The organism is Sedimentitalea xiamensis (assembly GCF_030164465.1).
In the GTDB taxonomy this organism is placed as follows: domain Bacteria; phylum Pseudomonadota; class Alphaproteobacteria; order Rhodobacterales; family Rhodobacteraceae; genus Sedimentitalea; species Sedimentitalea xiamensis.
On the sequence record NZ_JASNJE010000005.1, the window covers coordinates 1 to 23,903 of the forward strand.

General features: G+C 62.8%; 25 protein-coding genes and 5 pseudogenes. 20 read left to right on the forward strand and 10 right to left on the reverse strand.

The genetic code is table 11. From position 1 onward, the window contains the following. The 4 genes and pseudogenes from QO034_RS05455 to QO034_RS05470 form a co-directional block, all read right to left on the reverse strand. Positions 1-196 (reverse strand): annotated as a pseudogene (locus tag QO034_RS05455) (IS630-like element ISSpo6 family transposase); the annotation flags it as partial. Beyond that, positions 196-552, reverse strand: coding sequence for a winged helix-turn-helix domain-containing protein (locus tag QO034_RS05460; RefSeq protein WP_284484499.1), 357 nt, complete (start codon positions 550-552; stop codon positions 196-198). The pseudogene QO034_RS05455 and the gene QO034_RS05460, both read right to left, overlap by 1 nt. A 142-nt stretch (positions 553-694) precedes the next feature. Continuing rightward, positions 695-1,147: a hypothetical protein gene (locus QO034_RS05465; protein WP_284484500.1), complete on the reverse strand. Its 453-nt coding sequence runs from the start codon at positions 1,145-1,147 to the stop codon at positions 695-697. A gap of 174 nt (positions 1,148-1,321) precedes the next feature. Then, positions 1,322-2,005 carry an LssY C-terminal domain-containing protein gene (locus QO034_RS05470; protein WP_284484501.1) on the reverse strand — a complete coding sequence of 228 codons (684 nt, stop codon included), beginning with the start codon at positions 2,003-2,005 and terminating at the stop codon, positions 1,322-1,324. Between the two features lie 218 nt (positions 2,006-2,223). On the opposite strand from QO034_RS05470, the pseudogene QO034_RS05475 reads away from it, so the two are divergent. From QO034_RS05475 to QO034_RS23330, 5 genes and pseudogenes are all read left to right on the forward strand, one after another. After that, positions 2,224-2,869: pseudogene (locus QO034_RS05475) on the forward strand (IS6 family transposase). 208 nt (positions 2,870-3,077) lie between these two features. After that, the gene (locus QO034_RS05480) at positions 3,078-3,674 is read left to right on the forward strand and encodes a DUF1326 domain-containing protein (protein WP_284484502.1); all 597 of its coding nucleotides are present in this window, start codon (positions 3,078-3,080) and stop codon (positions 3,672-3,674) included. A gap of 22 nt (positions 3,675-3,696) precedes the next feature. Next, positions 3,697-4,434 carry a DUF2182 domain-containing protein gene (locus tag QO034_RS05485; protein ID WP_284484717.1) on the forward strand — a complete coding sequence of 246 codons (738 nt, stop codon included), beginning with the start codon at positions 3,697-3,699 and terminating at the stop codon, positions 4,432-4,434. A 68-nt stretch (positions 4,435-4,502) separates the two neighbouring features. Beyond that, a pseudogene (locus QO034_RS05490) lies at positions 4,503-4,893 on the forward strand (transposase); the annotation flags it as partial. Positions 4,894-4,918: 25 nt separating this feature from the next. Then, positions 4,919-5,161, forward strand: a complete 243-nt coding sequence (locus QO034_RS23330; RefSeq protein ID WP_407696726.1) for a formylglycine-generating enzyme family protein — start codon at positions 4,919-4,921, stop codon at positions 5,159-5,161. A 197-nt stretch (positions 5,162-5,358) separates the two neighbouring features. On the opposite strand, the gene QO034_RS05495 is transcribed toward QO034_RS23330, so the two are convergent. The 3 genes from QO034_RS05495 to QO034_RS05505 all read right to left on the reverse strand — a co-directional run bounded on the left by QO034_RS05495 (position 5,359) and on the right by QO034_RS05505 (position 7,409). Further along, positions 5,359-5,523, reverse strand: a complete 165-nt coding sequence (locus QO034_RS05495) for a hypothetical protein (protein WP_284484503.1) — start codon at positions 5,521-5,523, stop codon at positions 5,359-5,361. 447 nt (positions 5,524-5,970) lie between these two features. Continuing rightward, a complete protein-coding gene (locus tag QO034_RS05500; protein ID WP_284484504.1) occupies positions 5,971-7,020 on the reverse strand; it encodes an adenylate/guanylate cyclase domain-containing protein in 1,050 nt (349 codons plus the stop codon). After that, entirely contained in the window at positions 7,017-7,409 is a 393-nt protein-coding gene (locus QO034_RS05505) for a group I truncated hemoglobin (protein WP_284484505.1), read from the reverse strand. The genes QO034_RS05500 and QO034_RS05505 overlap by 4 nt, the downstream gene beginning before the upstream one ends. 291 nt (positions 7,410-7,700) lie before the next feature. Here QO034_RS05505 and QO034_RS05510 point away from each other — a divergent pair. From QO034_RS05510 to QO034_RS05580, 15 genes and pseudogenes are all read left to right on the forward strand, one after another. Continuing rightward, positions 7,701-7,936 (forward strand): annotated as a pseudogene (locus QO034_RS05510) (transposase); the annotation flags it as partial. Between the two features lie 141 nt (positions 7,937-8,077). Beyond that, positions 8,078-8,516 (forward strand): annotated as a pseudogene (locus tag QO034_RS05515) (hypothetical protein). Positions 8,517-8,724: 208 nt separating this feature from the next. After that, positions 8,725-10,026 carry a helix-turn-helix transcriptional regulator gene (locus QO034_RS05520; RefSeq protein WP_284484506.1) on the forward strand — a complete coding sequence of 434 codons (1,302 nt, stop codon included), beginning with the start codon at positions 8,725-8,727 and terminating at the stop codon, positions 10,024-10,026. A gap of 125 nt (positions 10,027-10,151) precedes the next feature. Beyond that, positions 10,152-11,036: a hypothetical protein gene (locus QO034_RS05525; protein WP_284484507.1), complete on the forward strand. Its 885-nt coding sequence runs from the start codon at positions 10,152-10,154 to the stop codon at positions 11,034-11,036. Between the two features lie 460 nt (positions 11,037-11,496). Beyond that, positions 11,497-11,670, forward strand: a complete 174-nt coding sequence (locus QO034_RS05530; RefSeq protein WP_284484508.1) for a Flp family type IVb pilin — start codon at positions 11,497-11,499, stop codon at positions 11,668-11,670. Positions 11,671-11,804: 134 nt separating this feature from the next. After that, positions 11,805-12,614 (forward strand): Flp pilus assembly protein CpaB, encoded by an 810-nt coding sequence (gene cpaB, locus QO034_RS05535; protein ID WP_284484509.1) that lies wholly within the window; start codon positions 11,805-11,807, stop codon positions 12,612-12,614. Between the two features lie 23 nt (positions 12,615-12,637). Then, entirely contained in the window at positions 12,638-14,278 is a 1,641-nt protein-coding gene (locus tag QO034_RS05540; protein WP_284484510.1) for a pilus assembly protein TadG-related protein, read from the forward strand. 4 nt (positions 14,279-14,282) lie between these two features. Beyond that, a complete protein-coding gene (locus tag QO034_RS05545; RefSeq protein WP_284484511.1) occupies positions 14,283-14,789 on the forward strand; it encodes a TadE/TadG family type IV pilus assembly protein in 507 nt (168 codons plus the stop codon). Further along, positions 14,786-15,481 carry a TadE/TadG family type IV pilus assembly protein gene (locus tag QO034_RS05550; RefSeq protein ID WP_284484512.1) on the forward strand — a complete coding sequence of 232 codons (696 nt, stop codon included), beginning with the start codon at positions 14,786-14,788 and terminating at the stop codon, positions 15,479-15,481. Before QO034_RS05545 ends, QO034_RS05550 begins: the two co-directional genes overlap by 4 nt. Before the next feature lie 25 nt (positions 15,482-15,506). Next, on the forward strand, positions 15,507-16,721 hold the full coding sequence (locus tag QO034_RS05555; protein WP_284484513.1) for an AAA family ATPase: 1,215 nt from the start codon (positions 15,507-15,509) through the stop codon (positions 16,719-16,721). Positions 16,722-16,734: 13 nt separating this feature from the next. Further along, positions 16,735-18,120 (forward strand): CpaF family protein, encoded by a 1,386-nt coding sequence (locus tag QO034_RS05560; protein WP_284484514.1) that lies wholly within the window; start codon positions 16,735-16,737, stop codon positions 18,118-18,120. Positions 18,121-18,123: 3 nt separating this feature from the next. Next, a complete protein-coding gene (locus QO034_RS05565) occupies positions 18,124-19,095 on the forward strand; it encodes a type II secretion system F family protein (protein WP_284484515.1) in 972 nt (323 codons plus the stop codon). Positions 19,096-19,105: 10 nt separating this feature from the next. After that, positions 19,106-20,107: a type II secretion system F family protein gene (locus tag QO034_RS05570; RefSeq protein WP_284484516.1), complete on the forward strand. Its 1,002-nt coding sequence runs from the start codon at positions 19,106-19,108 to the stop codon at positions 20,105-20,107. Positions 20,108-20,319: 212 nt separating this feature from the next. Then, on the forward strand, positions 20,320-21,174 hold the full coding sequence (locus tag QO034_RS05575) for a helix-turn-helix transcriptional regulator (protein ID WP_284484517.1): 855 nt from the start codon (positions 20,320-20,322) through the stop codon (positions 21,172-21,174). Then, positions 21,164-21,652 carry an A24 family peptidase gene (locus tag QO034_RS05580; RefSeq protein WP_284484518.1) on the forward strand — a complete coding sequence of 163 codons (489 nt, stop codon included), beginning with the start codon at positions 21,164-21,166 and terminating at the stop codon, positions 21,650-21,652. Before QO034_RS05575 ends, QO034_RS05580 begins: the two co-directional genes overlap by 11 nt. A gap of 207 nt (positions 21,653-21,859) precedes the next feature. Here the strand turns inward: QO034_RS05580 and QO034_RS05585 are convergent, their stop codons facing one another. From QO034_RS05585 to QO034_RS05595, 3 genes are read right to left on the reverse strand one after another with little or no spacing between them, the layout of a single operon-like run. Then, positions 21,860-22,936 (reverse strand): 4-oxalomesaconate tautomerase, encoded by a 1,077-nt coding sequence (locus QO034_RS05585; RefSeq protein WP_284484519.1) that lies wholly within the window; start codon positions 22,934-22,936, stop codon positions 21,860-21,862. Continuing rightward, the gene (locus QO034_RS05590; protein ID WP_284484520.1) at positions 22,933-23,100 is read right to left on the reverse strand and encodes a hypothetical protein; all 168 of its coding nucleotides are present in this window, start codon (positions 23,098-23,100) and stop codon (positions 22,933-22,935) included. The genes QO034_RS05585 and QO034_RS05590 overlap by 4 nt, the downstream gene beginning before the upstream one ends. After that, a complete protein-coding gene (locus QO034_RS05595) occupies positions 23,093-23,764 on the reverse strand; it encodes a 4-carboxy-4-hydroxy-2-oxoadipate aldolase/oxaloacetate decarboxylase (RefSeq protein WP_284484521.1) in 672 nt (223 codons plus the stop codon). The genes QO034_RS05590 and QO034_RS05595 overlap by 8 nt, the downstream gene beginning before the upstream one ends. Positions 23,765-23,903 lie beyond the last annotated feature (139 nt).

The window sequence follows — 23,903 nt, forward strand, 5'->3', positions numbered from 1 at the left end:
AACTGCCAAACGGGGCGTCCATTTCCAGACGTTCGCCGCGCGGGGCGCGACCGCGCAGCCGGGTCAGGTTGGTTTTGACGGATGTTTCGTCAAGGAACACAACGCGTTCGGGCTTCGCCTGCATCGCCGGGATGCGATGTGCAAACCAGTCCTTGCGCTGCTGCCTTACGTGTGCCCGGCGGCGCTCGGTGGCCATCAGCGACTTTTTTTATACGTGTAGCCCAGCTTCGACAGCAGGTCGGAGATCGAGGAATGGTGCACGGTGACGCCTTCAGCTTCGGCCAGCGCGTCGCGCAGCTCATGGAGCGTGATGTCGGGGTCCTGCGCGACCAGTTCCTCGAAGAAGTCGGCGAACGGCTCCAGCTTGCCGCCGCCTTTCGGGCGGCCCTGTGCCCCGGGATCGGCGTGCCCCTTGGTGCGCACCGACCGCGCCCATCGCGTGCCGGTTGAGGCCGACAGCTTGAGCCGCAACGCCGCCGCGCGCCCGCTTAACCCTTCCTCAATCAACTTCTGAAACCGCGTCCGAAGCGCGCCTGGCAGTGGTGCTGACATGAAACATCCTCCTGAAAAGGATGAATCACAATCGACCCCTCAAGGGAATCCCCAGCGACTCAGGGTTTCCCCGAAATGCTTTAGGGCTATGCCTACAAGCTCATATTCCTTCTTGTGAATGAACGGGGATCGCTTATCCGGGTCACGTTTCTCTTCGCAGTCTGATTTGGAGTTCGAAGGGCGCCACCGCATGCATGTGTTGGATTGGGTGTGGAGAGCCCTGTTTCCCGGCGCGCTTCAAGTTGCGCAGCAAACATTTTCGTCTTCTTCCACAGACCTCGTCCGGATTGGACGATCCCGTCAGGTTTGGTGTTTGGCTATTCAGGCCATGCCGTTTCTCCCACCGTTTCCTGAAGGAATTCCGTGCCACCGATCCACAACCGATGTAGAAGGGCGGCAAGTTTGTGAGCGACAGCAACGACGGCTCGGCGAAGAGAGAGTCATCGGCGTGCTGAAAGAGTATTAAGCCGGGGTAAAGGTCGGCGGCACCTGCCGTCGGCAGGGCGTCAGAACGGTGGCCTTCAACCGGGGGCGGAAGAAGTGCGGCGGCCTGGAAGTCAGCGAACCGCTGCCACCAGAACCGTTTGCGCTTCAAGTGTTTTCTTCCTTAGTACATTCAAACTAGAAAATTCCAGTTCGCGACGGCCCGGTTCTCGGGGAGAAGCTCAAAAGGTTTCCGTGTTTCTCGGCCGATTGGCCCGGCGCTATTCTGATCATCGACAGTAAAATCGGCATCCGGCCCTCGCCGGGTCCTTGATGGCCGCGTGTCCTAGTCTTGGGCTATGATACCGACCCGGAGCGCGCCATCGGTGTACCACGGGTCGCCACCGCCATTGCGCCCCCTCAGAATCGTTTGAAAGCCCGGCACCTCGTAGCTTTCAGAGAGTTCACTGGTCGCCTTGAGGTCCTCGAAGAGACGGTCGCGCTCCTTGTCCACATCCGGGGCGATGTGATGGGTCACCTGGCCGGTGGTATGGCTCAACCCGACCCGTTCGTCGTAAGAGGCAGCCCCGATCCAGATCGTGCGCCCCGAAGATGACGGTTTTTCTGCCTTCCAGAACCGCACATGGTTTCGCTGGCGCGGATTTCCATCGACAGGTTGTTCGAAGGCAAGGTCTTCCGGTCGCCCGAACAGGTAAAGCTTACTGACCGGAGCATCGGGGTCGGGGCGCTTCAGGATGGTTCCCACGGCGATTTTCAGGTCGCTTTTCAGCCCTAGGGCTTCGGCGTCATACCATTTGGCTGCCGCGAAAATCTCTCGGACCTGTTCCTCGCTGCCGATCAGGGCGACGTTCAACGGACCGCCGGGGTGTCCATCTCCCGTTTCGGTCAGGCGAGGGTTGTCCTTCAAAGACGGATGATGGTCCGAAAAGCGGTCCCACAGGAGCGGAGCCATCAGGTAGGCAATGAAAACATAGACTGCCAGAAGGCCCGCGAGACCGACTGCAAGCATCCGCAAGGCGCCTTGGCGACTGCGGGGGGGACCCCCAGATGCAAGATCGTTTGCGTGACGTTTCATTGCGCAGGACCGCCTGACACGAATGCGTGAAAACCTGGACGCGCCTTCCGCTGCCATTCTGACACCAAATGGCGCGTTGTAAAGTTCATCCAATTGGCGATGTCAGAAGAACCTGGCTTGTGACGGGGCAGGGGGTCAAGTAACGCTGGCCGATGACGAAACGCAGCCCGTTCAGATACTTCAAAACGAGCGAAGAGGTCATCCGCCTAACGATCATAATGTACGCTCGCTTCCCGCGTTCGCTCCGGAACGTCATGGGTCTGCTCTACGAGCGGGGCGTCGATATCGGCCATGAAACCGTCCGCTACTGGTGGCACCGGTTCGGGCCGTTGTTGCGGCCGAGATACGAAAGCGTCGCGTGGAGGGGATGCGGTCGAGCCACTGGCGTTGGAATCTCGGCGAGGTGTTCGTGAAGATCAACGGTGAGCGCCACTATCTTTGGCACGCGGGCGATCACGAGGGAGAGGGTCTGGAAAGCTATGTGACGAAGAAGCGCATGCGCTCGTGACCGATTGTCTGCGCTCCTGCGGTGCTGCGATGAAGGAGATCGGAATGGCAGACCGCCAGGAAACTGGCCGCTGGATGAACAATCGGGCTGCGAATTCACACCTGCCGTTTCGACGGCGAGAGCGGGCGATGCAGCGGTTCCGGCGAATGCGACGTCTGCGGATGTTCGCGTCCGTCCATGCCTCGGCCTTCAACCATTTCAATGTGGAGCGCAGCCTTACCTCCAGAGCCAAGTTCAAGAAGAACCGCGCCGCCGCTCTGGCCGAGTGGCGCGGTCTCTGCGCGGCCTAAGAGGCAGTCGTGCTGCCCTTGCGGAGACTGGTTCCAGTTGGTCTGGTAGCACCCCGACGAAGGCCCCCATCGCGCATGTCCCACGTTCCGGGAGTCTCGCGGAGGACAGCTCATATGGAAAACACCTTGCCAGAAGCCCGTCCGGGCAGCATCATTCCTTGACGCTGCATTCGCTTGGGAAAGTTCTGTTCAAAAGGAGGATTTGAAAATGGCTTGGCACGTCAACGGAACCTATATGGAGGCCTGCAATTGCGATACAGTCTGCCCCTGCGTCTTCTTTTCGCCACCGACCGAGGGCGATTGCACCGTGGTGCTGGGGTGGCATATCGACAAGGGCGAGTTTGGCGATACCACGCTGGACGGCCTTAACGTCGCGATGTTGGCCCATTCGCCCGGCAACATGAAGGACGGCAACTGGAAAGTTGCGTTGTATCTGGACGATACTGCGGACGAAGCGCAGTCGCAGGCGCTGGCAGGCATCTTCTCGGGACAGGCGGGCGGCCACCTGGCCAACCTTGGCCCGCTGATCGGCGAGGTTCTGGGAGCACGCCCGGCCACGATACGGTTTGACAGCAAGAGCGCGGACATGAAACTCGCGGTCGAGGGTCTGGGTCAGGCGGAGATCGCAGCCATCGAGGGACAGGGCGGCGGCATCGTCCAGCTTACGGGCCACCCGCTGGCGATTAGCCCCGGCGAGGCTGCCACTGTTGCACGCAGCAAGTCGACCAAGATCAGCGACTATGGCCTGGAATGCAATGTTTCCGGCAAAGCAGGCTTGTTCGCGCCCTACGCCTACAGCGGCTGATCGGGCCACCCAGTTGCTCAAGATGCTCAACCGCGCCGAGCTGGTTGTTGGCTTGGGCTTGGCCATGGCTGCCAGCTGGGCTTTTGTGGCCTGGATGACGACAGACATGTCGCATCCGTTCATCCGGCTGATGATGCCCTTCAGTTCCAGTTGGTCGCTTGCCACGGTGGGCGCGGTGTTCCTGATGTGGTCGGCCATGATGGTGGCGATGATGCTTCCGTCGGCTGCACCGATGATTCTGACTTTCGACGCCGCCGAACGGCGCCGTGCCGGTCTGGATGGCCTCACGGGGCGAACGCTGGTCTTTCTGGCAGCCTACCTGACGATCTGGGTGGTCTTCTCGGCGCTTGCCACCGCGGCCCAATGGGGCCTGCAGACAGCGAACCTTTTGACCCCGATGATTGTCAGCAAATCCGATTGGCTCACGGCCGGTTTGCTTGTTCTGGCAGGACTCTATCAGTGGTCGCCGCTGAAGCAGGCGTGCCTGCGCAGTTGCCGCACGCCAATGGGCTTCATGATGACCGAATGGCGAGAGGGGCTGGGCGGCGCCTGGCGCATGGGCCTCAAGCATGGGCTCTATTGCACGGGTTGCTGCTGGGCGCTGATGCTGCTGTTGTTCGTCGCGGGCGCCATGAATCCCGGGTGGATCGTGTTTCTGACGGTGTTGGTCGCTTTGGAAAAATGGCCGCGCGTTCCTTTATGGTCCAGCTATGCTCTCGGTTCCGTCTTGATTGTCGGGGGACTGGTTCAGGCCCTGTAGACCCGGGAGAAGCCCAGAAGCCCGCCGCCGGCTGAACGGCGCGGGCTGGTCTGGAAACGACGGCGGCCTTGAGCGATCTTTTCTGGCTGACCGACGCGCAGATGGCCCGTCTGGAACCGTTCTTTCCGAAGTCGCACGGGAAGCCCCGGGTTGGCGACAAGCGGGTACTGAGCGGAATGATCTTCATCAACCACAATGGCTTGCGATGGCGTGACGCTCCCGCCGCCTGTGGCCCGCACAAGACGCTCTGCAGCCGGTGGAAGCGCTGGAGCGAGAAAGGCATCTTCGCGCGGATGATGGCTGGGCTCGCTGCGAAACACGGCAAGCGGCATGGCCGCGAAAAAAGGGGGGGGCTTCCTGATCGGTCGCACCAAGGGCGGCATGAACAGCAAGCTGCATGCCATCTGCGACGGCCAAGGGCGCCCCTTGAACCTGTTCGTCACCGCCGGGCAGGTATCCTGCGAATGCATTCGACCTACAGGACATGATCGGCAATGTCTGGGAATGGTGCGAGGATGTCTATGAATCCGACTGTTCGAAGTTGCCGGACGACGGCAGAGTGAAACCTTCCCTGCCGATTCCCAAGGGAGCCCGTCGGGTGAACCGTGGCGGTTCCGGGCTCAACTCCCCCGAGAGCCTCCGACCGATCGACCGCGACGGGGACCAGCCCAGGTTCCGGAGCTACAGGCTCGGGTTTCGCCCCGCGAGGACGCTCTTTACCCGTTGAGGCAGTCTCAGAGGGAGTCTGGTTGAGCCGGGCAGGGTGGTCGCGTGGCGTCTCGCCATGACGAAAGCCCCAGCCGCGAGCTTGATGAATGCTGCGTAGATGTAAAACCCAGTACGTCCATTGAAACAGGTCTCCGAGGATATTGCCCTATGAACTGTCCTGCCGTCAGTTAGATTCCGACGGGAAATTTGTCGCATTCACGGTATCAGTTTGCCTTGCAAGCAGAAATTTGGCAACGTTTCGCCGTTGTTTCCGGAGGCTTTGAAACCGTCCACCGGGTGGGCGGCCTGACCTGACGAAGAGAGCGCGTCATGCAGCATTTCAGGCGCATGCGAAGTTTGCAGATGCTCGCCTTTGTCCATCCCCCTGTCTAAAACCACTCACGTGGGGACAGGTTGGTCAAGAGAGTTCGTCTTATACATTCAAATGGCATGGTCCTCCAATTACGGGATCCAGGTTTCAGCCATGTTTGGCGATGCGGGTCTTCGCTGACCCGGTCAAACTCACGTCCGGTCGCCGGTCGTGCCGGCTGCACCACCGATACCACGAGAGCCTGGGGAACCTGACGCTCGCCGATGTCTACCATGAAAGGGGCGCAACAATCCTGAAGATTGGAGAGAAGATCAGGAAACAGACAATCCGGCAACGCCGTTTTCAGCACAATCCGCTGCCGCCGGAACTGAAACCGAAATCGAACCAGAGCCTCCACTGCGAAACGGCCCGCGCATTCCGGATAACCCCGACGACGGACAGGATTCCGCAGGGCGCGCCACAACGCCTGAGAGGTGGGCCAGCCGGCCCCGCGCGGGTCAGTTCGCGAGGGTCAGGTTGCCCTCGACATTGACCAGTTCGACCTGGCCCAGGCCCTTGATGTCGTAGCTGCCGATCTCGGTGACGCGGAACGCGTCGATGAGGTCGAATTTCATATCCACCGGCGCCACGATCTTCATCGGCTGGGCAAAGACCTGCAGCCGCGCCGCCATGTTCACCGCGGGACCGAACACGTCATAGACGTATTTCTGCACGCCTACCACCGACCCCACGGCCGTCCCCGTGGCGAGCCCGATCCGCGCCTGCCATTTGTGCTGATGGCTCTGATTGCGCCGCTCGAGATACCGGATAAAGCGCACCGCGCAGTTCGCGACGGCGCTGGCATGATCCGGCGCCGGTTCGGGCATCCCGGAAACTGCCAGATAGGCGTCGCCGATCGTCTTGATCCTTTCGCAACCGAACTGTTCGCTGATCCGGTCGAAGGCGGTGAACATGTCGTTGAGCTCTCCCAGCGTCACGGTCGGATCGGTATTTTCTGCGAAACTGGTGAAGCCCACGAAATCCAGCATCAGGACCGAGACGTTGCGGTAGAGCTGTGGGGTAACCACGCCGAAGGTCTTGAATTCCTCGTAGACCGAACGCGGCATGAGATTGAGCAGCAGTTTCTCCACACGCTCCTTCTCGCGCTCCAGCTCACGCGTGTTGCGCTCCACCATGTTGGAGTAGCTTTCGATCATCTGCTCGAGCTCGCGCATCCGCGTGATGTTCTGGCATTCCACGACGACGACGCTTTCGCCCTCGAACTCCGCGAGGTTGGCCGTCAGGGCGATGACCAGCGTCCGGCGTTTGGGCTTGACCTGCACCTCGGTGGTGAAGCGGCCGGTATCCTGCAGCGCGGTACGCGCATCCTCGCGCAGCCTGTCGACAATTTCGGTCACCACGTCGCTCGAGGCCGGATCGCCGAACCACTCGGCAAAGGCCTTGTTGTGGTAATAGAAGTGCAGGTCGGAAAACCGCACGATCGCGATGCCGACCCCGATCGACTTCAGTAGCTGCTCATTGATCGTGGAGAGCGTCGTGATGCTCATGCGACGGCACGCTTGACGATGAGCGACCGCTTGGCGTCGATGGCCCGGGCCAGAGCGTCGATGTCGTCCGCGTCCATCCGATGCTCTTCGAGCGCCATACCCAGCAAGCTGACGATCTCGTCGAACTCCGCATCGGTGATGTCGAAATGCGCATGGACGGCGCGAAGCCGTTCGTCCGATATCGAAGCCGGCCCGCCCATGAGCGATGAGATGAACTTCGTCTGGTGGTCGATGAGGCGTGGCATGTCGACATGGTCGAAGTGATGGCCGACGATGTCGCTGTCCAGCACCATCTCATAGAAGGTCATGACGACCTTGCTGACGATCCCGAAGCCGCCATATTTCTCGAAGGTCGTGCCAGCCATACCGTCATACCCGAGATGTGCCATGAGATGTTATGTCCGCGCGTCGCTCAAATCAAGAACTTAGCCGGCGGATCCTGCAATTCCCGCAAGGTTTCCGAACTTGGCAACAAGGAAATCGGTTCTGGGTGACCTCGCCATTCAAGAGACCAAAGCTCACGAAGCAACGCGCTTTTTGGCAAGACAGAGCTGGCTGAGGAAAACGGAACAGGTGGGATAAGTGGATTCTCCGCGCCACTGCGGCATTTTTCCGCAAGCGAGGAGAAGCCTATGGGGAGACGACCGCGCCGGAATTACAGCCCGGCATTTTAGGCAAAAGTGGCAGTTGCTGCGATCAAGGGCGGAAATATTCTGATCGAGCTGGCGCAGGATTTCGACGTTCACCCGAACCAGATCAAGCAGTGGCGCGATCAGCTTCTTGAGGGCGCGACGAGGGTGTTCGGGGAAACCCCGAGGGCCGAGCCGGAGCCGACCATCGATGTGAAAACCCTGAATGCGAAGATCGGAGGGCCGACGCTGGAGAACGATTTTTTGTCCGGCGCGCTCGGCAAGGCGGATCTGTTGTCCCGCTGCCCGGCAGGCGATTTGGCATTGCCAAATCTGCCGAGAGGGAGCGCAAAAAAATGATCGATCCAACGGGCCTTGTCAGAACGATTCCTGCTGAGGCGGGGCAGGGCAGCCTCGTCGCATCGGCCATGACCGAAGGTGATCTTTTCAAGGGCTTTCAGAGCAGTCCCGAAATTATCCGCCCGGCGGTGATGCTCTGCGTTCGGTTCCCCTGTCGCTCTGCAACGTGGAGGATCTGCTGCACGGGCGGGGGATCGAGATCAGCCATGAAACCGTCCGGTTCCGGTGGCAGCGTTTTGGCCCGATGTTCGCCTCGGAGATCCGGAAACGCCGGATCGAAAGGCTGCAATCCAGCCGATGGAGGCGGCACCTCGACGAGATGTTCGTCAAGATCAATGGCGGGCGATGCGGCGGTTCCGGGGCATGCGAAGTCTGCAGAAATTCGTCTCCGTCCATGCCTTGGTCCACTACCATTTCAACCAGGAACGCCACCTCTGCTCACGCCGGAACTTCAAGCTCAACCGCGCCGCCGCTCTCGCCGGTTGGCGCGACCTTGGCGCGGCATAAAGGGCAGGGCTACTGTCCGGCCTGAGACCGGTTCGATTCCGCCTGACACCTCCCGGTCGGAATTGTGGGCATGCGCGGTGAAATAAGTTCCCCAGTCGGAAGCGGCCTCGACGGCAGCACGGATCTTGTCCGCGGCGTGATCCGCTCGGCCAGGTCTTGCCCACGCATCCGGAAGCCGGCCGCGGGGCGCAGCTGAATTGGCACCATTTTGGCACCGGAGGCCCGGGCCATCGACATATCGGCCGACGTCACCGCTATCTCTTCGCAGGAGATGGATGCGACAGGAACGCATCGCAAAAAAAGTCGTTGTGGCGGGCAATCTGCCGTGATCTCCTTCTGCCGAAGGAAAATTGCTTTGGTCGAAGAACTGCGAAAAACGATTCTCGATATCTACGACGCGGCCTCGGACCCGAGCTTGTGGCCCGAAGCCCTTCAAGCTCTGGCGGATAGCGTCGATGCGGTCGGCTGCATTGTATTCGAATGGCGCCAACACGATCCGGGGCAAAAGATCGTCGCGCAGCTGGCTTCTTCCTACTATGATCCGGCGGTTATCGAAGGCTATATCCATCGCTGCCATGCGTCCGAAGCCGAAGACCAGGCGATCTTCGAAGCGCATTCGATGCGATCCGACGGCATCGACCTGATTGAAGACGATGTCATCGCGCCATCGATCGACGCGTTGACGGCGCGTTCAAACGTAGTGGCGTTGCAGCGTTTCGGAATCCTGCATCGCGCGGCAGGGCTGTTGGACAAGGACAACGTCACTCAGGCGCGTTTCTCACTCCAGCTTGGCGCCGGTCGTGGCCGTCTCACCGTGCCGGAGCGTGACAGGCTGGCCGAACTGCTGCCGCATGTCGCCAAGGCAATGAATCTGGGGCGCGCCGCGCGCGAACTGAGCCGTGTATTCGGCGGCGTCTTGTCTGCAATAGACCGTCTTGGGATCGGAATCTGTCTGCTCGATCGGGAGGGTCGCGTCGTCCATGTCAACGAGGAGTTCTTACGGCAGATCGACCGGTTCCGGCTCTTTTCCAGGACACCCACCGGCCATCTTCGCTTTGCCCGGCCCGAGGATCAGCGACAATTCTCCGCTCTGCTGGACGATGCGCTGAATCACGGCCGGTTCGGCGCGCGCCCCCGCAAGGAAGCCATTGCCGTGCATCGGGACAGCTTTCTTTGTATTGAGGTTGTGCCGCTGCATACCTCGGCCGAGATCGGCACACGCCCCTTTGACGGGGTTGTCCTTTACAGCACAGATACGAGCCGGCCATGGTCTTGCGACGTTGAACCGATGGCCGCGGTTTACGGATTGACCGAAGCGGAGGCCGAAATCCTGTCCTTCGTGGCAGCCGGGTTGACGAACGCGCAGATCAGTGAAGCGCGGGGGCGGTCGATCGCTACGATCAACACGCAGGTAAAGTCGGTCCTGTCCAAGACCGGCTGTCAGACACGGACGCAACTGGTCCGGTTGATGTTGAATTTCGGGACAACCTATCTCTCCCCTCCGACCTGAAACCGTTGTCGATTTCGTGGCTCTCACCCTTTCGGGCGATGACACACCGCCGCACCTTGCAGAGACTGGATGCACCAGGGCGGCATCGCCGGCCCTTTCGGTTCATTCAAGAAGGGAAGTGCAACATGACGTGTTCAAACTCTCCAGTACTCGGCATTTCTTTGACCTTCGCCGTCCTGTTCGCAGTGCCGGTCAGCGCGGCGACGGTCAATCTCTCTACCGATGCCTATACGCAGCGTGCGGGGCAGAGCGGTGCCGAGGCCGATCTCTACTACCGAAGCACCAGAAACACCGAACTCGATACGCGTGACTTTGCCTTTGATTCACTTCTGTCCAATTCGAACCAGTCGACCAGTCTCGACCCGCTGAGTTCCAGGGCCTTCGCCTACGCCAACGGAGATATCGGAGCGCTGCGTATCCGGACCGGAACGGAATCGACCGACGAAGGCTACGCTTCCGCCTCGGCGTCCGCAACCATCACCGAGACCTTCCGGCTCACCGGTGCCGGCCGATTGACGGCCTTGCTGAAACTGGACGGCTGGTGGGACCTGCAGGCTGCTGGCGGAGCGGGATACAGCATTCAGTCCTCAGTGTGCATCGCCTGTTTTTCCGGGAACCCGATCCGTGACAGTTTCAGTGCCTCGCCGGCGATCAACGGTTACAGCGAGACCATAGAAGAACAAATTCTCCGGGTCAGCGTATGGTTTGACGCGGGGCAGACGCCGATAGAAACTTCGGTTCGATGGACATTGTCGGCTCTCCAGAATACACCCGGAGGCATCAACTTCTCAAATACCGGGCGGCTTCTCGTGACAGTCGAGGATGGCCTTGTCGCCACACCGCTCGACCCCGGTTTCCTGTCCGCGCCGATCTATTCCGACACCGCCGACCCGTCTGCGGTGCCCTTGCCCGCGTCGTGGATGATGTCGCTGGTTTCGGTTTCTGTCTTCCTGGCTCTTGCAAGGCGGTGTCGGTCCGCCCCGACCGGGTATCCGGGCACGGCAACCTGACGAACTGCGCAGCACCGGAATGCGTCGCCACTCTCGCCGGGTGGCGCCGCATTGGCGTGGGACAGATGCCGGCTGTCCCGTCACCTCCGGGACGCGTTGAAAACCATCCGGCACCCCCTGACGGCACGATCTCGACGCAGCGCGAGGGGCGGAGCGGAGGTTCTGGCGCAGGCCGGTGCAATCGCTCTGACATCAGGGCCACATGCCGCTGAGAAGCCGGCCTTCCGATCCGGTCGCGTCGGGATTTCTCTTTTGTCTGAAAGGGCTATACCGGATGCCCGGTTCGGGTCGACAAACCGTCCGATTGTGAAGTCTTTCAACCCCGGCGGGAAATTTCAACAGGTTTGGACGATGCGCCGCCGTCTTTGGCGGGCGTAGTCTGATTGCAAGCTCTCATGACGAGGGGGCTTGCTTTGCTGCGGATTGACTGCGGCTGGACCCACTGAACAGGAGTATCGAAATGTGGAAATTCGTTGAAATCATGAACCGTCTGCGCCGTGACGAGCGTGGTGCCACCATCGTGGAATATGGCGTGGCGCTGACGATTGTTGCCGCTCTTGGCACGGGGGTGCTGACTACGTTGGGCGCTGACGTGCTCGGCCAATTCAACACTGCCGAAGGCCTGATTCCCTAACAGGTGGCAGCTCGCCAATTTCCGAGAGCAGATCCGGGGTGCGGCGGTTCCAGCCGCCGCGCCCTATCTCGGAGGTTTGGCGGCTACACCGCCTTTGAACCGACACCGTCGCAAGACAGCGAAAGGAGACCGACATGAGATTTTCCGCCTTGATCACCGCACTTACGGGGCTCGCCGTGGCCGGGGGGTCGGTCTATGTGGCGCGCGATTATATCCGGATCGACAAGGGTCCGGCGCAGGCCACGGCCGAAAGCGAGACCGTCGGCGTCATCGTCGCCTCCCGCGATATCGTCTTTGGCGAAGCCATCGAGCCGAACATGCTGACCACGATCGACTGGCCGCGCGCATCGCTGCCGGCCGGCGTCTACACCGGCTACAAGACCCTGCTGGGCGATGGCAACCAGCCGCCCCGCCGTGCCCGCCGGGCGATTTCGCAAGGCGAACTGATCCTGCACGCCAAGGTCTCTGACTTTGGCGAAAAAGTCACCATCGTGCAGACCATTGGCGCGAAAAACCGCGCGATGGCCATCGAAGTGGATGCCGAAACCGCCGTGGGCGGCTTCGTGACGCCCGGCGACCGGGTCGACATCGTTCTGACCCAGGGCAGGAGCGAGGGTTTGAGCGCCATCACCATCCTTCAGAACATCCGCGTGATCGGCGTCGATCAGGAAGCCGACGAACAGACCGACCAGCCCAGCGTGGCCCGCACCGTGACCGTGGAGGTCACGCCGGACGAAGGTCAGCGCCTGGCGCTGGCGCAGCGGGCAGGGCGGCTCAGTCTGACGCTGCGGTCCATCGAGGACACCGAGAACCGGAGCCTCGAGATGACCCGGCTCAACGACCTGCTGCGCGAACCCGAACCGGAGGTCGCGGAGGAAGCGCCGCGCAAGTCGGTGATCCGCGTCCGCCGCGGCACCGACCTGACCGAAACCGTGATCAACTGAACCGGGAAGAGGAGGGACCGCCGTTGAAACCCGCTTGTGCCATAGGCCGATTTGGCCGGTCCGAGGACGGCGCGATCCTGGTTTTCGTCGCGGTCAGCCTGGCGGCGATGCTTGGAATGGCCGCGCTGGCGTTCGATTTCGGGCGCGTCACCGTCACGCAAAGCGAATTGCAAAGCTATGCCGACAACGTGGCGCTGGCCGCTGCCGGAGAGCTCGACGGTCACGCGGATGCGATCACCCGCGCCACCGGCGCCGCGGCGAACATGATCAGCGACCGGCAGACATTCGGGATCCGCAACAAGGACCAGATGCTGTCGGGAAACACCGACTACCAGCTGTTCTTCTATGCGGCGCCGGCCAATCCCGATATCGAACCGGCCCAGGCGGGTCAGTTGCTCGACCCGTCCGATCCGGCCAGCGCGTTGCAGGCGGCCTTTGTGCGGGTGGTGGTGGCGACCCACGAAATCGATACGCCGCTGGCGGCGGCGGTGGCATCGCTGATCGGCGATTCCTACCGCTTTACCTCGGTCGATGCGGAGGCGGTGGCCGGGTTCACCCTGACCGCCTGCGACATCACCCCGATGTTCTTCTGCCTTCCGCAGCCGGGTCTGAACGTGACCGAGGGCCAGATGATCAAGATGGTCAGCCAAGGCGGCGGCAGCCAGCAATGGGGCGCCGGGAATTTCGGTTTTCTTCAGGCCAATGACGTGTTGGGGATCGACGAGGGCGGCGCCTGCGCTTCCGCCCCCGCGGGGCAGGAAGATTCCTGCGCCCTGGCGGCTTCCCGATCGGTGTCGCAGTGTTTCAGCCAGAGGGGCGTCGAGACGAAACCGGGGCTGAGCGTCGGCAACATGATCGCCGGGTTCAACACCCGCTTTGACCAGTATGATGCGACATCCAAGCAGTTCCGGAACGCGGCAAAGTATGACGTGGACAATTTCGCCGCCGCACCGAACGTTCTGGACGGCTGGATCACGCAGGCCAACGGGAACAATTGCACCGTGACCGAGGCCCCGCCTTACGAGGTCGCAGGCGTCATCAACCCCGCCGCGACCATCGGGCTGCCGCTGGACGATTGCTTTGCCGGCGGGGGCGCTTGCCCGGTCTATCAGACGGATGGCCAGGGGGCGATCCTGACCGACGCGGACGGAAACCCGGTGGCGGCTGTCGACGGCAATGGCGACCCGGTCACCACGCGGATCGGCGACGGCGATTTCAGCACCGGCCTGCAAGACTACCTGACGGTGAATTACGGCGGCGCCGCTCCCGCGTGGTTCCCGGCCAGCGGCACCCGCTATGACATCTACAAGGCCGAGGTGGCGAACCAGTCCGCACTCCAGTCCCTGCTGGCCGCCGCAGGCAAGGCCGAGAGCAACCTGCCGGGGTGCCAGCCCGCCTCGTCGTCTGCGGCCGCGAACCCCTACCGCCGGGTGGTCGTTGCCGCCGGGATCGACTGCAATACCTATCAGGGCGAACTCAATGGCGGCTCCGGCACCATTCCGGTGTCGAAATTTGTCGAGATTTTCCTGATCCGCCCGTCCGAGTCGGACGGCACCGGCGCCAGGGCCGTGATCTACGGAGAGGTCATCCGGACCATCGAAAGCGGCGTGGGCGGCGGCAGCGCCGGCGGCATCCTCCACGATGTCGTGCAACTGTACAGGTAGGGCGATGATCCGTTTCCTTCACAATAGAACCGACAGGTTTCGCCGCTTTCTGGGCGCCGAAGACGGGGCCGCTCTGGTCGAATTCGCGCTGTTGCTACCGCTGATGCTGGTGCTTTTCGCCCTGATTGCCGAAGGCGGGCGGCTGTTCTGGTCCTATCAGAACGCGATCACCGGGGTGCGCGACACGGCGCGCCACCTGGGCCGTATGGCCCCGGCGGACATGTGCGCCGCCACGCCGAGCGCCGCGATCGGCGACTACACCGGGTTCGTGACCAGCACGCTCACGAACCTGTCCAGCGGCACGATCGAAGTCGGGCTTGACCGGCTTGGCCTGGAATGCGTCGGCGCGGCGGGCGACTACCGAGTGTCACCGGCGCCGGTGGCGGTGGTCACGGCGACCCTCACGATCACCGATCTTCCCTTTGCGCCGCTCTTTCAACTGGTCGGCGGAGCGTCTGCGACGCGGATCGAGACCACCATCACCGATCGCAGCCGGGTGTTCGGACCATGACGCAACGCATCCGAATGACCCGCCGCGACCTGAACCGGCTTGCACGCAACGAAGATGGCGCGACCCTGGTCGAGATCGCCTTCGTGCTGCCGCTGTTCCTGCTGATCTTCCTCGGCCTCATCGACTTCGGCCGGCTCGCCTTTCACTTCGCGGCGGCCGAAAAGGCGGTGCAGGTGGCCGCCCGCATCGCCGCCGTGCAGCCTGCGGTATGCAGCGGATTGCCGGCCACCAATGGGCGCGGCAGCTATTCGGACGCGACCGGGCCGCGCTATGGCACCAACTGCGCCCATGCCCAGGGTGTCTGCCTCGATCCACAGATCGCTCCCTGTTCGGCAAGCGCCACCGCCGGCGCCGACGCCCAGGGCACCGCCGACCGGATCTGGACCATGCTGCAATTCGCGGTCCCGAACGACCCGACGGCCGATTTCGACCGGAGCAACATCACCTTCGACTATGAATTCGAACCCGCGATGAACTTTCTCGGGGGGCCGTTCGTCCCGATGGTCACGGTCACGATCGAGGAATTGCCGTTTCGCTTCGTTTCGCCGCTGGGGGCACTCGCCGCCCTGGCGATCGGGGGCGCAACGTCTGAAACCGACGCACTGACCGCCGTGACCACCAGTTTCAAGATCTTCTCGGATTTCAGCGCCAGCATGCCCGGTGAGGATCTGTCCCGAGGAACCAGTGGCTGAGCGAAAAGGAACAAGGAGTACACCCATGACCGATCCGATATCCATAATCCTGCTGTCCGACAGCGATGCGATGAACGAAGCCGTCGGCACGGCGGTCGCGCAGCTTGACGGTCACACGCTGAAGCTCTGCGACGGAAACCTTGCGTCGGTCAACGGTTCGGCGGTCCAGTTCCTCAACGCGCATGATCTGCTGATCTTCCGGGTGTCCGATACGCAGGACGCCGAAGTGGTGCGCAAGCTGCGCGGGCAGGTCGGCGGTTCGGGCATGCTGATGGCGCTCTGCGACCAGGACATCCCGCTGTCCGAGGCGCGCGCCTTGAAGCAGGCCGGTGTCGATGAAATCCTGCCCTTTCCGGTCGCGCGCGACGAACTTGCCGAGCAGATCCAGCGCCTGGCCACACCCAGATCCATGCTGCCCACGATCTACACGCGGCCGGCCGGGCAACCGCTGGGCCAGATCATCGGCATCTGCCCGGTGCGCGGCGGAATCGGCGCCTCGACCCTGGCCGTCAATCTCGCCGACCAGTTGCAGGATCGCACCGGATTCTTCCGCAAGCGCACCCGCAACCGCGTCGCGGTCGTCGATCTGGACCTGCAATTCGGCAGCATCGCCACCGAACTGGATCTGCCCCCCTCCGCGGGCCTCTACAAGATGGGCCGGGACAAGGTGAAGCCGGACCGCACCTTTCTGGAACAATGCCTCATCCGCCATGACTCGGGGCTCGAGGTTTTGACCGCGCCGGACGAATTCATGCCGCTCGATGTGTTCAGCGGCAATCAGATGACCGCGCTGATCGACACCCTGCGTCAGGAATTCGATTTCGTGGTTGTCGATCTGCCGCGCAGCCTGGTGGATTGGCTCGACGCGATCGTGTCGGCCTGCGACCGGATGCTGCTGGTAACCGACAGCACGGTGCCATCGATCCGCCAGGCTTATCGGCTGATCGACTTCTTCGCGCAGACGCGGCTCGAACCGCCGGTGGAGATCGTCGTCGGCCACGAGAAGAAACCGTTGTTCAAGGCCGGACATCACGGCGAGGCGGAAAAGGTCCTGGGACGCGCACTGCGCTATTGGTTGCCCCATGACCCCCGTCATGCCCGGATCGCGCTCGACCGCGGCCAGCTGCTTTCTCAGGCCGCGAGTGGCTGTGCGCTGTCCAAGGCAATTCGCGCCATGAGCCGGGAAATCCTGCACGAAACGCAAGCCCACACCGACGAACGCACCCGCGACGCCGCCTAACCGGAGATACCAGATGTTCAAGAATTTCAAGCGCACCGGCACCGATGACGACGCCAATGTCATTCGTCTTGCCGACGCCAAGGCCACTGTCACAAACACCGATCCCCGGCCCGAGATCGAGGATCCGGTTTTAGCCGAATGGCTCGACCTGAAAAGCACTCTGCACGAGGCGCTGCTGGACCGGCTGAACCTTTCGGTGATCGAAAAGGTCGAACGCGAGGCGTTGCGCCGCGAGGTGGCGGGGGTTGTCAGCCAATCCCTGGCGGATGCGGGAAAACCGCTGAACGGCGAGGATTTCAACCGGATCGTGGACGAGTTGCTGCACGAGATCCTGGGCTACGGGCCTCTTGAGCCGCTGCTTGCGGATCCGACCGTCAACGACATCCTCGTCAACGGCTACCGGACCGTTTACGTCGAACGTTTCGGCAAGCTGGAACGCGCCCGCGTCCGCTTCCGCGACGAGAAACACCTGCTTCGCGTCATCGACAAGATCGTCAGCAAGATCGGCCGCCGCATCGATGAAAGCCAACCCTGGGTCGATGCGCGGCTGGAGGACGGAAGCCGGGTCAACGCCATCATCCGGCCCTGCGCAATCGACGGCCCATCGGTGTCGATCCGGAAATTTTCGGCCTCGCCCCTGACGATGCAGACGCTGGTGGACAACGGCGCCCTCAGCGGCGCCGCAGCGGAATTCCTGCGCGCGCTGGTGTCGGCGCGGCTCAATATCCTGATCGCGGGGGGCACCGGATCGGGAAAGACCACCATGCTGAACGCCATGTCGTCCTTCATCGACCATCGCGAACGCGTCGTCACCATCGAGGATGCCGCCGAACTGCAACTCCAGCAGGAACATGTGGTGCGTCTTGAAACCCGCCCGCCATCGCCTTCGGGTACCGGCGCGGTGGTGCAATGCGATCTGGTCCGGAACGCGCTGCGGATGCGGCCGGACCGGATCATCGTCGGCGAGGTGCGCGGCGCCGAAACCTTCGACATGCTGCAGGCCATGAACACCGGGCACGACGGGTCGATGACCACCGTCCACGCCAATTCGGCGCGCGACGCGCTCGGGCGCATCGAACAAATGGTCACGATGACCGGTATCGATTTCCCGATCTCGGCAATCCGCGCCCAGATCGGTTCGGGGTTGCATTTCGTCGTTCATCTCTCGCGGCTGGCGGACGGAACGCGCCGCGTGACGAGCATTTCCGAGATCACCGGAATGGAGGGGCAGGTCATCACCATGCAGGACATCTTCGTCTTCCAGAAGCAGGGCCGCTCGGAAGACGGGACCGTGCTGGGGCGGTTTACGCCAACCGGCATCCGTCCGAAATGCGCCGCCCTGCTGACTGCGGCAGGGATCGATCTCGACCCGGCCACCTTCCGGCCGGCGGAGAACTGAGCCATGGACAACCTGCTTTCCGCCGAGTTCCTGAACTATGCCATGCTCGCCGGCATGTTCGTCGGGATCCTGCTGCTGATCACGGGTCTTGGCCAGCTGTTTCAGCGCGGCGAGGGCCGCAAGGAAGCGCGCAACCGCCGGCTTCGGATGATCCGGGCGGGGGTCTCGAACGAAGAGATCCTGGCGCTGCTGCGGCCCGACACCCGCCGTGGCTTTCTTGGCCGGCTGCCGCTGATCGGCGACCTGCCCAAGATGCTGTCCCAGGCCGGCATGACCATCGCGCCGCGCAGCTTCCTGATGTTTTCCGCGCTCGGTGTCGTCGGGATCGCCGGTGGGGCTTCATTGCTGGTGCCGCTCTGGCAGGCGTTGCCGATTGCCCTTTCGCTGGGTCTGCTGGTTCCGGTCCTGATCGTACGGTTGCGGCGGGACAAGCGCCGCAAGGAGTTGACCGCGCAATTGCCCGATGCCCTGGAACTGATGGCACGTAGCCTCAAGGTCGGACATCCGCTGAACGCGGCGATCGGCGCCGTGGCCGACGAGATGCAGGACCCGATCGGAACCGAGTTCGGCCTGATCTTCGACCAGATCAGCTTCGGTGACGAACTGCCCGACGCGGTGCAGGATTTCGCCGACAGATCGGGAGTGGAGGACGCGCAGTATCTGGCGGCGAGCATTGCGATCCAGCACGGCACCGGCGGCGATCTTGGTCGGATCGTGCTGGTTCTGGCCAAGGTCATTCGCAACCGGATCTCGCTGCGCAACCGGATCCGGGCGATCTCGTCCGAAGGTCGGCTTTCCGGCCTGCTTCTGTCTATCATCCCGCTGGTCATCATCGGCATGATGTCGTTCAACGCGCCCGGCTACTACATGGACGTCAGCGACGATCCGGCCTTCATCAAGATGGCGGCTCTGGTCGTTGTCCTGATGGTCACGAACGTCGTCGTGCTTCACAGAATTGTCAACTTTCGAGTCTGAGGCTGAATTCATGGAACGTAATCTGGAAATTGTCGCCGACCGCTTCGGCATTCCGGTCGAAACGCTGCTCCTGACCGGGCTGGGTCTTGGCGTCGTGCTGCTTTTCGTATCGGTCGCATCGGCCTTGTCGCAGCGCAACCCGGCCGCGGCGCGGATTGCCGGATTGCGCGCCCGGCAGCCGGAATCCCGCCAAGACCGCGGATTGCTGCTCAAGACCGTCCGGACACCGACCGGGCTGTTCAAGGCGGCGCTGCCAAGCAAGGATTCGGAACGGCTGAAGATCGAGGAAAAGCTGCTCCAGGCGGGGCTGACAGGACGGAACGCCCTGCGCAATTACACGCTGACACGTGTCTGGTTCGGCCTCTTCCTGCCGATCGCGGTGGCTGCGCTGATCCTCGGATCAAAGGTTCCGGGCACGCCTGTTCCCGACGTCCTGGCCGATGTCTTCGCGCCGATGAACCAGTCCAACGCGGTGCAACTGGTCGGTGTCCTGGCGGGTCTGGGCTATCTGCTTCCGGCTGCCTGGCTGAACCACCGTCAGCGGACCCGCCAGCGCAAGCTCGCCGAGGCCTTTCCCAACGCGCTCGACCTTCTTCAGGTCTCGGTCGAGGCCGGGCTCGGTTTCGATGCCGCCATGACCCGCGTCGGCAACGAATTGGCGCATGTGTCGCCCGACATCGCCTTCGAGTTTCTCAGCACCCAGCACCAGATACAGGCCGGGCGGCCGCGCGAACAGGCGCTGTCGGATATGGCGCGGCGCACCGGGTTGGGCATGGTCCAGTCGTTCGCTTCGGTCGTGCAGCAATCGATGCGGTTCGGCACCAGCATGTCGGACGCGCTTACCACCTACGCCTCGGAAATGCGTGAGTATCGCGAGACCAAGGCGCAGGAGATGGCGAACAAACTGCCGGTGAAGATGTCGGCGGTGCTTGCCGCGCTGATGCTGCCGACGCTGATGATCGTGACGGCCGGTCCTTCGATCCTGCGCTATTTCCGGGGGTTCGGCGGCTGACAGCCGGTTGCGGCCCCGTCGTCCGGACGGGGTTTCCCATGCCACATGCATCGGCGGCGCCCGGCGATGTGCATTCACCCAAGTTAACTAAAACTTTCTTCTTTCTTTGACCGTGGTCGCCGGAGCCGATAGAAGCTTAACAAAGGTTTAACGCGATGGGTGGGGGCACCTGTCCGAGGACTCTGATCCGCCAGGGATCAGTGATTGTGTTCATGAGTGCTGCCAACCCGAGCCCCAATTCCTACCGTGCCGCCCCGAAATCGGTTTCCGGTCTTTTTGAGATCGTCGCCATCATGTGTCAGCTCTCCCAGGGCAACATCGCCCCGGCCGAGGCGTTGCGGCGCATGACCGGCCTGCTCGGGACCGAGGCGACCGCCATCTGCCGTGTCGATCTCAGGAGCGCGCGCGATGCGACCACCGTGATCAGCCACGAAGCAAGGCGCTATCATTCCGAGGATGTCGGCCGGCTCGATATGTCGTTCGCGCGGGGCATCTGCAAGGACAATATCGGAACGGCAATCACTGGCTCGGTCTGGAGCGGGACGGCGGAGGATTTCGGAGACCGGGACCCATTGGCCCTTGTCTTCCGGCATCGCCGGCTGGCGGAAACGGTCGTGATCCCGCTTGCCCGCCAGGGAAGCAGCGGCGACTTTCTCGAACTGCATTTCGGGGACCCGGTTTCAGCCGGGCTTCTGTCGCACCTGGAATTCCTCGGGCCGGTTCTGGCCGATTGCTGGAAAGCCCGTACACTTGGCCTGTTTTCGGACATGCTGCTCTCCCGGCGCCGGGTCCGGTCACATCCCACGGCAAGGGCGGCGATCCTGGCAATGGAAAACCCCTGTCGGCTCAGCCGGGCGGAATATCGCGTCTGCCTGCTGCTGAGCCGCGGGCTGAACAATCAGTCAGTCCTGTCCGCGCTGTCCATTACGATGGCCACCCTGCGCACCCACCTTCGCAACATCTACGCCAAGACCGGCACCGCGTCGCAGCCCGAATTGATCCACCTGCTGCTGAACCCGGCGCCGCGGCGCGGGACAAGAGACGAGGACGATGCCGATGTCGCCTGAGATTGGGGAATTCATTCCGCTTGTCCTGTCTGCGCCGCTCCTGGCGGCCATGGCCATTGGTGACCTGCGGCGGCTCCGGATCTCCAACCGGCTGGTCCTTGCCATGCTCGCGATCTTCGTGCTGTCGGCGCCCTTTCTGTTGCCGCCCTCCGAGATCGGAGCGCGCGTCATCGTTGCTCTGTCGGTCTTCGTTCTGGGAACCGCGGGCTTCGCGCTCGGACTCTGGGGCGGCGGCGACGTCAAGGCCTTAGCGGCGCTGATGCTGTTCCTGCCGAGCGCGGCGTTGCCGATCTACGCCTACATCTTCGCGTTTTCGATGCTCGCTGGGATCGCCCTGGTCCTGACCTTCCGGGCGGCTTTCGGAACTCCGGAAACCGCGTGGCACGCGTTCCGGCCACAGACCGAGTTTCCGATGGGCCTGTCCATCGCGCTGTCCGGAATGCTCCTGCCGCTTGTCCTGTTGGTTCCGGCGCTCTGACCCTCGCGCGATCTGGTCAACGCCAACAGGAAAGCGGTAGCGACCGTCAACAATCACCGTGGCATCGCCCGGAGGCATTGCAGGGCCATACCCTGGATCTGCGAACGCGTTGGATGGGCACCGGAGAACAGCGGCCGCGGCGGCTGTCGGTTCCTGACCAAGACAATGACACGCAGGTTCCGCTACGACGAAATTCCGTGACGGGTCTCACTCAGTCCCGGCCAGTCGCGGAAACACCCGCCCGTCGAACAGTTTGCGCGCGGTGCGAAGGGTTCCGGCACGAAGGACGCGGCCCGCTTCGTCGCGTTCGACCAACACTTCGGTGGCGCCGGACGGATGTTCGATCACGAATATCCGGTCGTCGGGCAGGGCGGCGGTCTCGGCGGCGGGGCCGGATTCCAGAACGCAAGCCGTCGCGACGCTGACCGCGGCGAAGACTCCGATCGTGGCGTGGCATCGATGCGGGATGAAGGACCGGGTGGCGATGACGCCCCCGGCATTCGGCGGGGCGACGAGCGTCATCTTCGGCACGCTCTTTTCGGTCACGTCGCCGAGGTTCATCAAAGGTCCCGCTTTCAGCCGGATCTTCTCAAGCCTCGCCTTCAAGCCATCGTCGGCGTCGAGCGTTTCGCGATCCTCCCGGCCGGTGACGCCGAGATCGGTGGCGCGCAGGATCACGCAGGGCATGCCGTTGTCGATCAGCGTGCAGGCGACTCCATCGATGACATCGACCGGATTTCCGGTGGGCAGCAGCGCACCGCACATGGAACCGGCGAGGTTTTCGAACATCAGGGGTATCGGGGCATGGGTCCCCGGAACCCCGTCGATCCGCGCGGAACCGTCGTAACGCACCCGCCCGTCCGGCGTCGAGATGCGCGCGGATGCCACTTCGCCCGTGTTGCGCATGTGGATGCGCACCACCGTTTCCCGGTCGGTGACGCAAACGAGGCCCCGTTCGATCGCTGCCGGTCCGACACCTGCGAGAATGTTGCCGCAACCCTGCGCATCCGATACGCGCGCCTGTTCGACGAAGACCTGAAGGAACAGGTAGTCCACGTCGGCATCGTCTCGACTGGGGGGCGACAGGATCGCCACTTTCGAGGTCAGAGGGTCCGCTCCGCCGATACCGTCGATCTGGCGCGGATCCGGAGAACCCATGACGCGCAGGAGAAGGTCATCGATGGCCGCGCGCTCCGGCGGCAGATCGGAGGCAAGGAAATACGCCCCCTTGGAGGTTCCGCCCCGCATCCACAGGCAGGGAATGCCGTCAGTGTCATGGGTCATTCGATCGATATCCCGATGGTCGTCGGAACGCCGGGGCTGGCCGGTCGGCCGGTTCCGGCGGGCGTGTCAAAGCGGCCCCGCGCGCCGAACCCGGCGCGATCCGGGGCGTCCGCTTTCGGAGCGTTTCCGGCCAACCGGACTCCTCCGGAAAGGAGGTCAGACATATTTCAATCCCTTCTCCGCGAGGCGTGGCCGCATATCGTAGATATCGAGGCCCAGTTCACCGGCGGCGAACCGTTCACGCTTGGCGTCTTCTGCCGCCATCCGCGCCTTCGCCGCCGCAAGAACGGTCTCCGCCGCATCGCGTCGCACGACGCAGACCCCGTCGTCGTCGGCCACGATCACGTCGCCGGCATCGATGGCCTGACCGGCGCAAACGATCGGGACGTTGACCGACCCGATGGATTCCTTGACGGTGCCCTGTGCACTGATCGCCCTTGTCCAGACCGGAAATCCCATTGCGGTCAGGTCCCGCACGTCCCGCACACCGGCATCGGTCACCAGTCCCTTGCAGCCCCGCGCCACGGCAGATGTGGCCAGCAGATCCCCGAAGTAACCGTTGTCACAGGGCGAGGTCGGGGACAGAACCAGAATGTCGCCGTCCTGAAGCTGTTCGATCGCGACGTGCAGCATCCAGTTGTCGCCCGGTGGCGCGCTGATCGTGACGGCTGAACCCGCGATCTGCGCGCCGGACCAGATCGGACGGATGCAGGAGGCGAGACATCCCTTGCGGCCCTGCGCTTCGTGCACGGCTGCGACACCGGCGCGAGCCAGACCCTCGATGATCCCGGGAGCGGCTCTGGTGATATTCTGTCGGACGATTCCCATGTCGGTTTCCTTTCGGTTTTCAGTGCGCCGGAAGGACCGGCGCCGGCAAGTCCCTCAGGACGGTGTTGGTGACGTCTCCGAGCGGGTTTTCGCGGAACGTGGAATGCTCGCAGGCAGATCCGGTTCGCGTTCGCGGCAC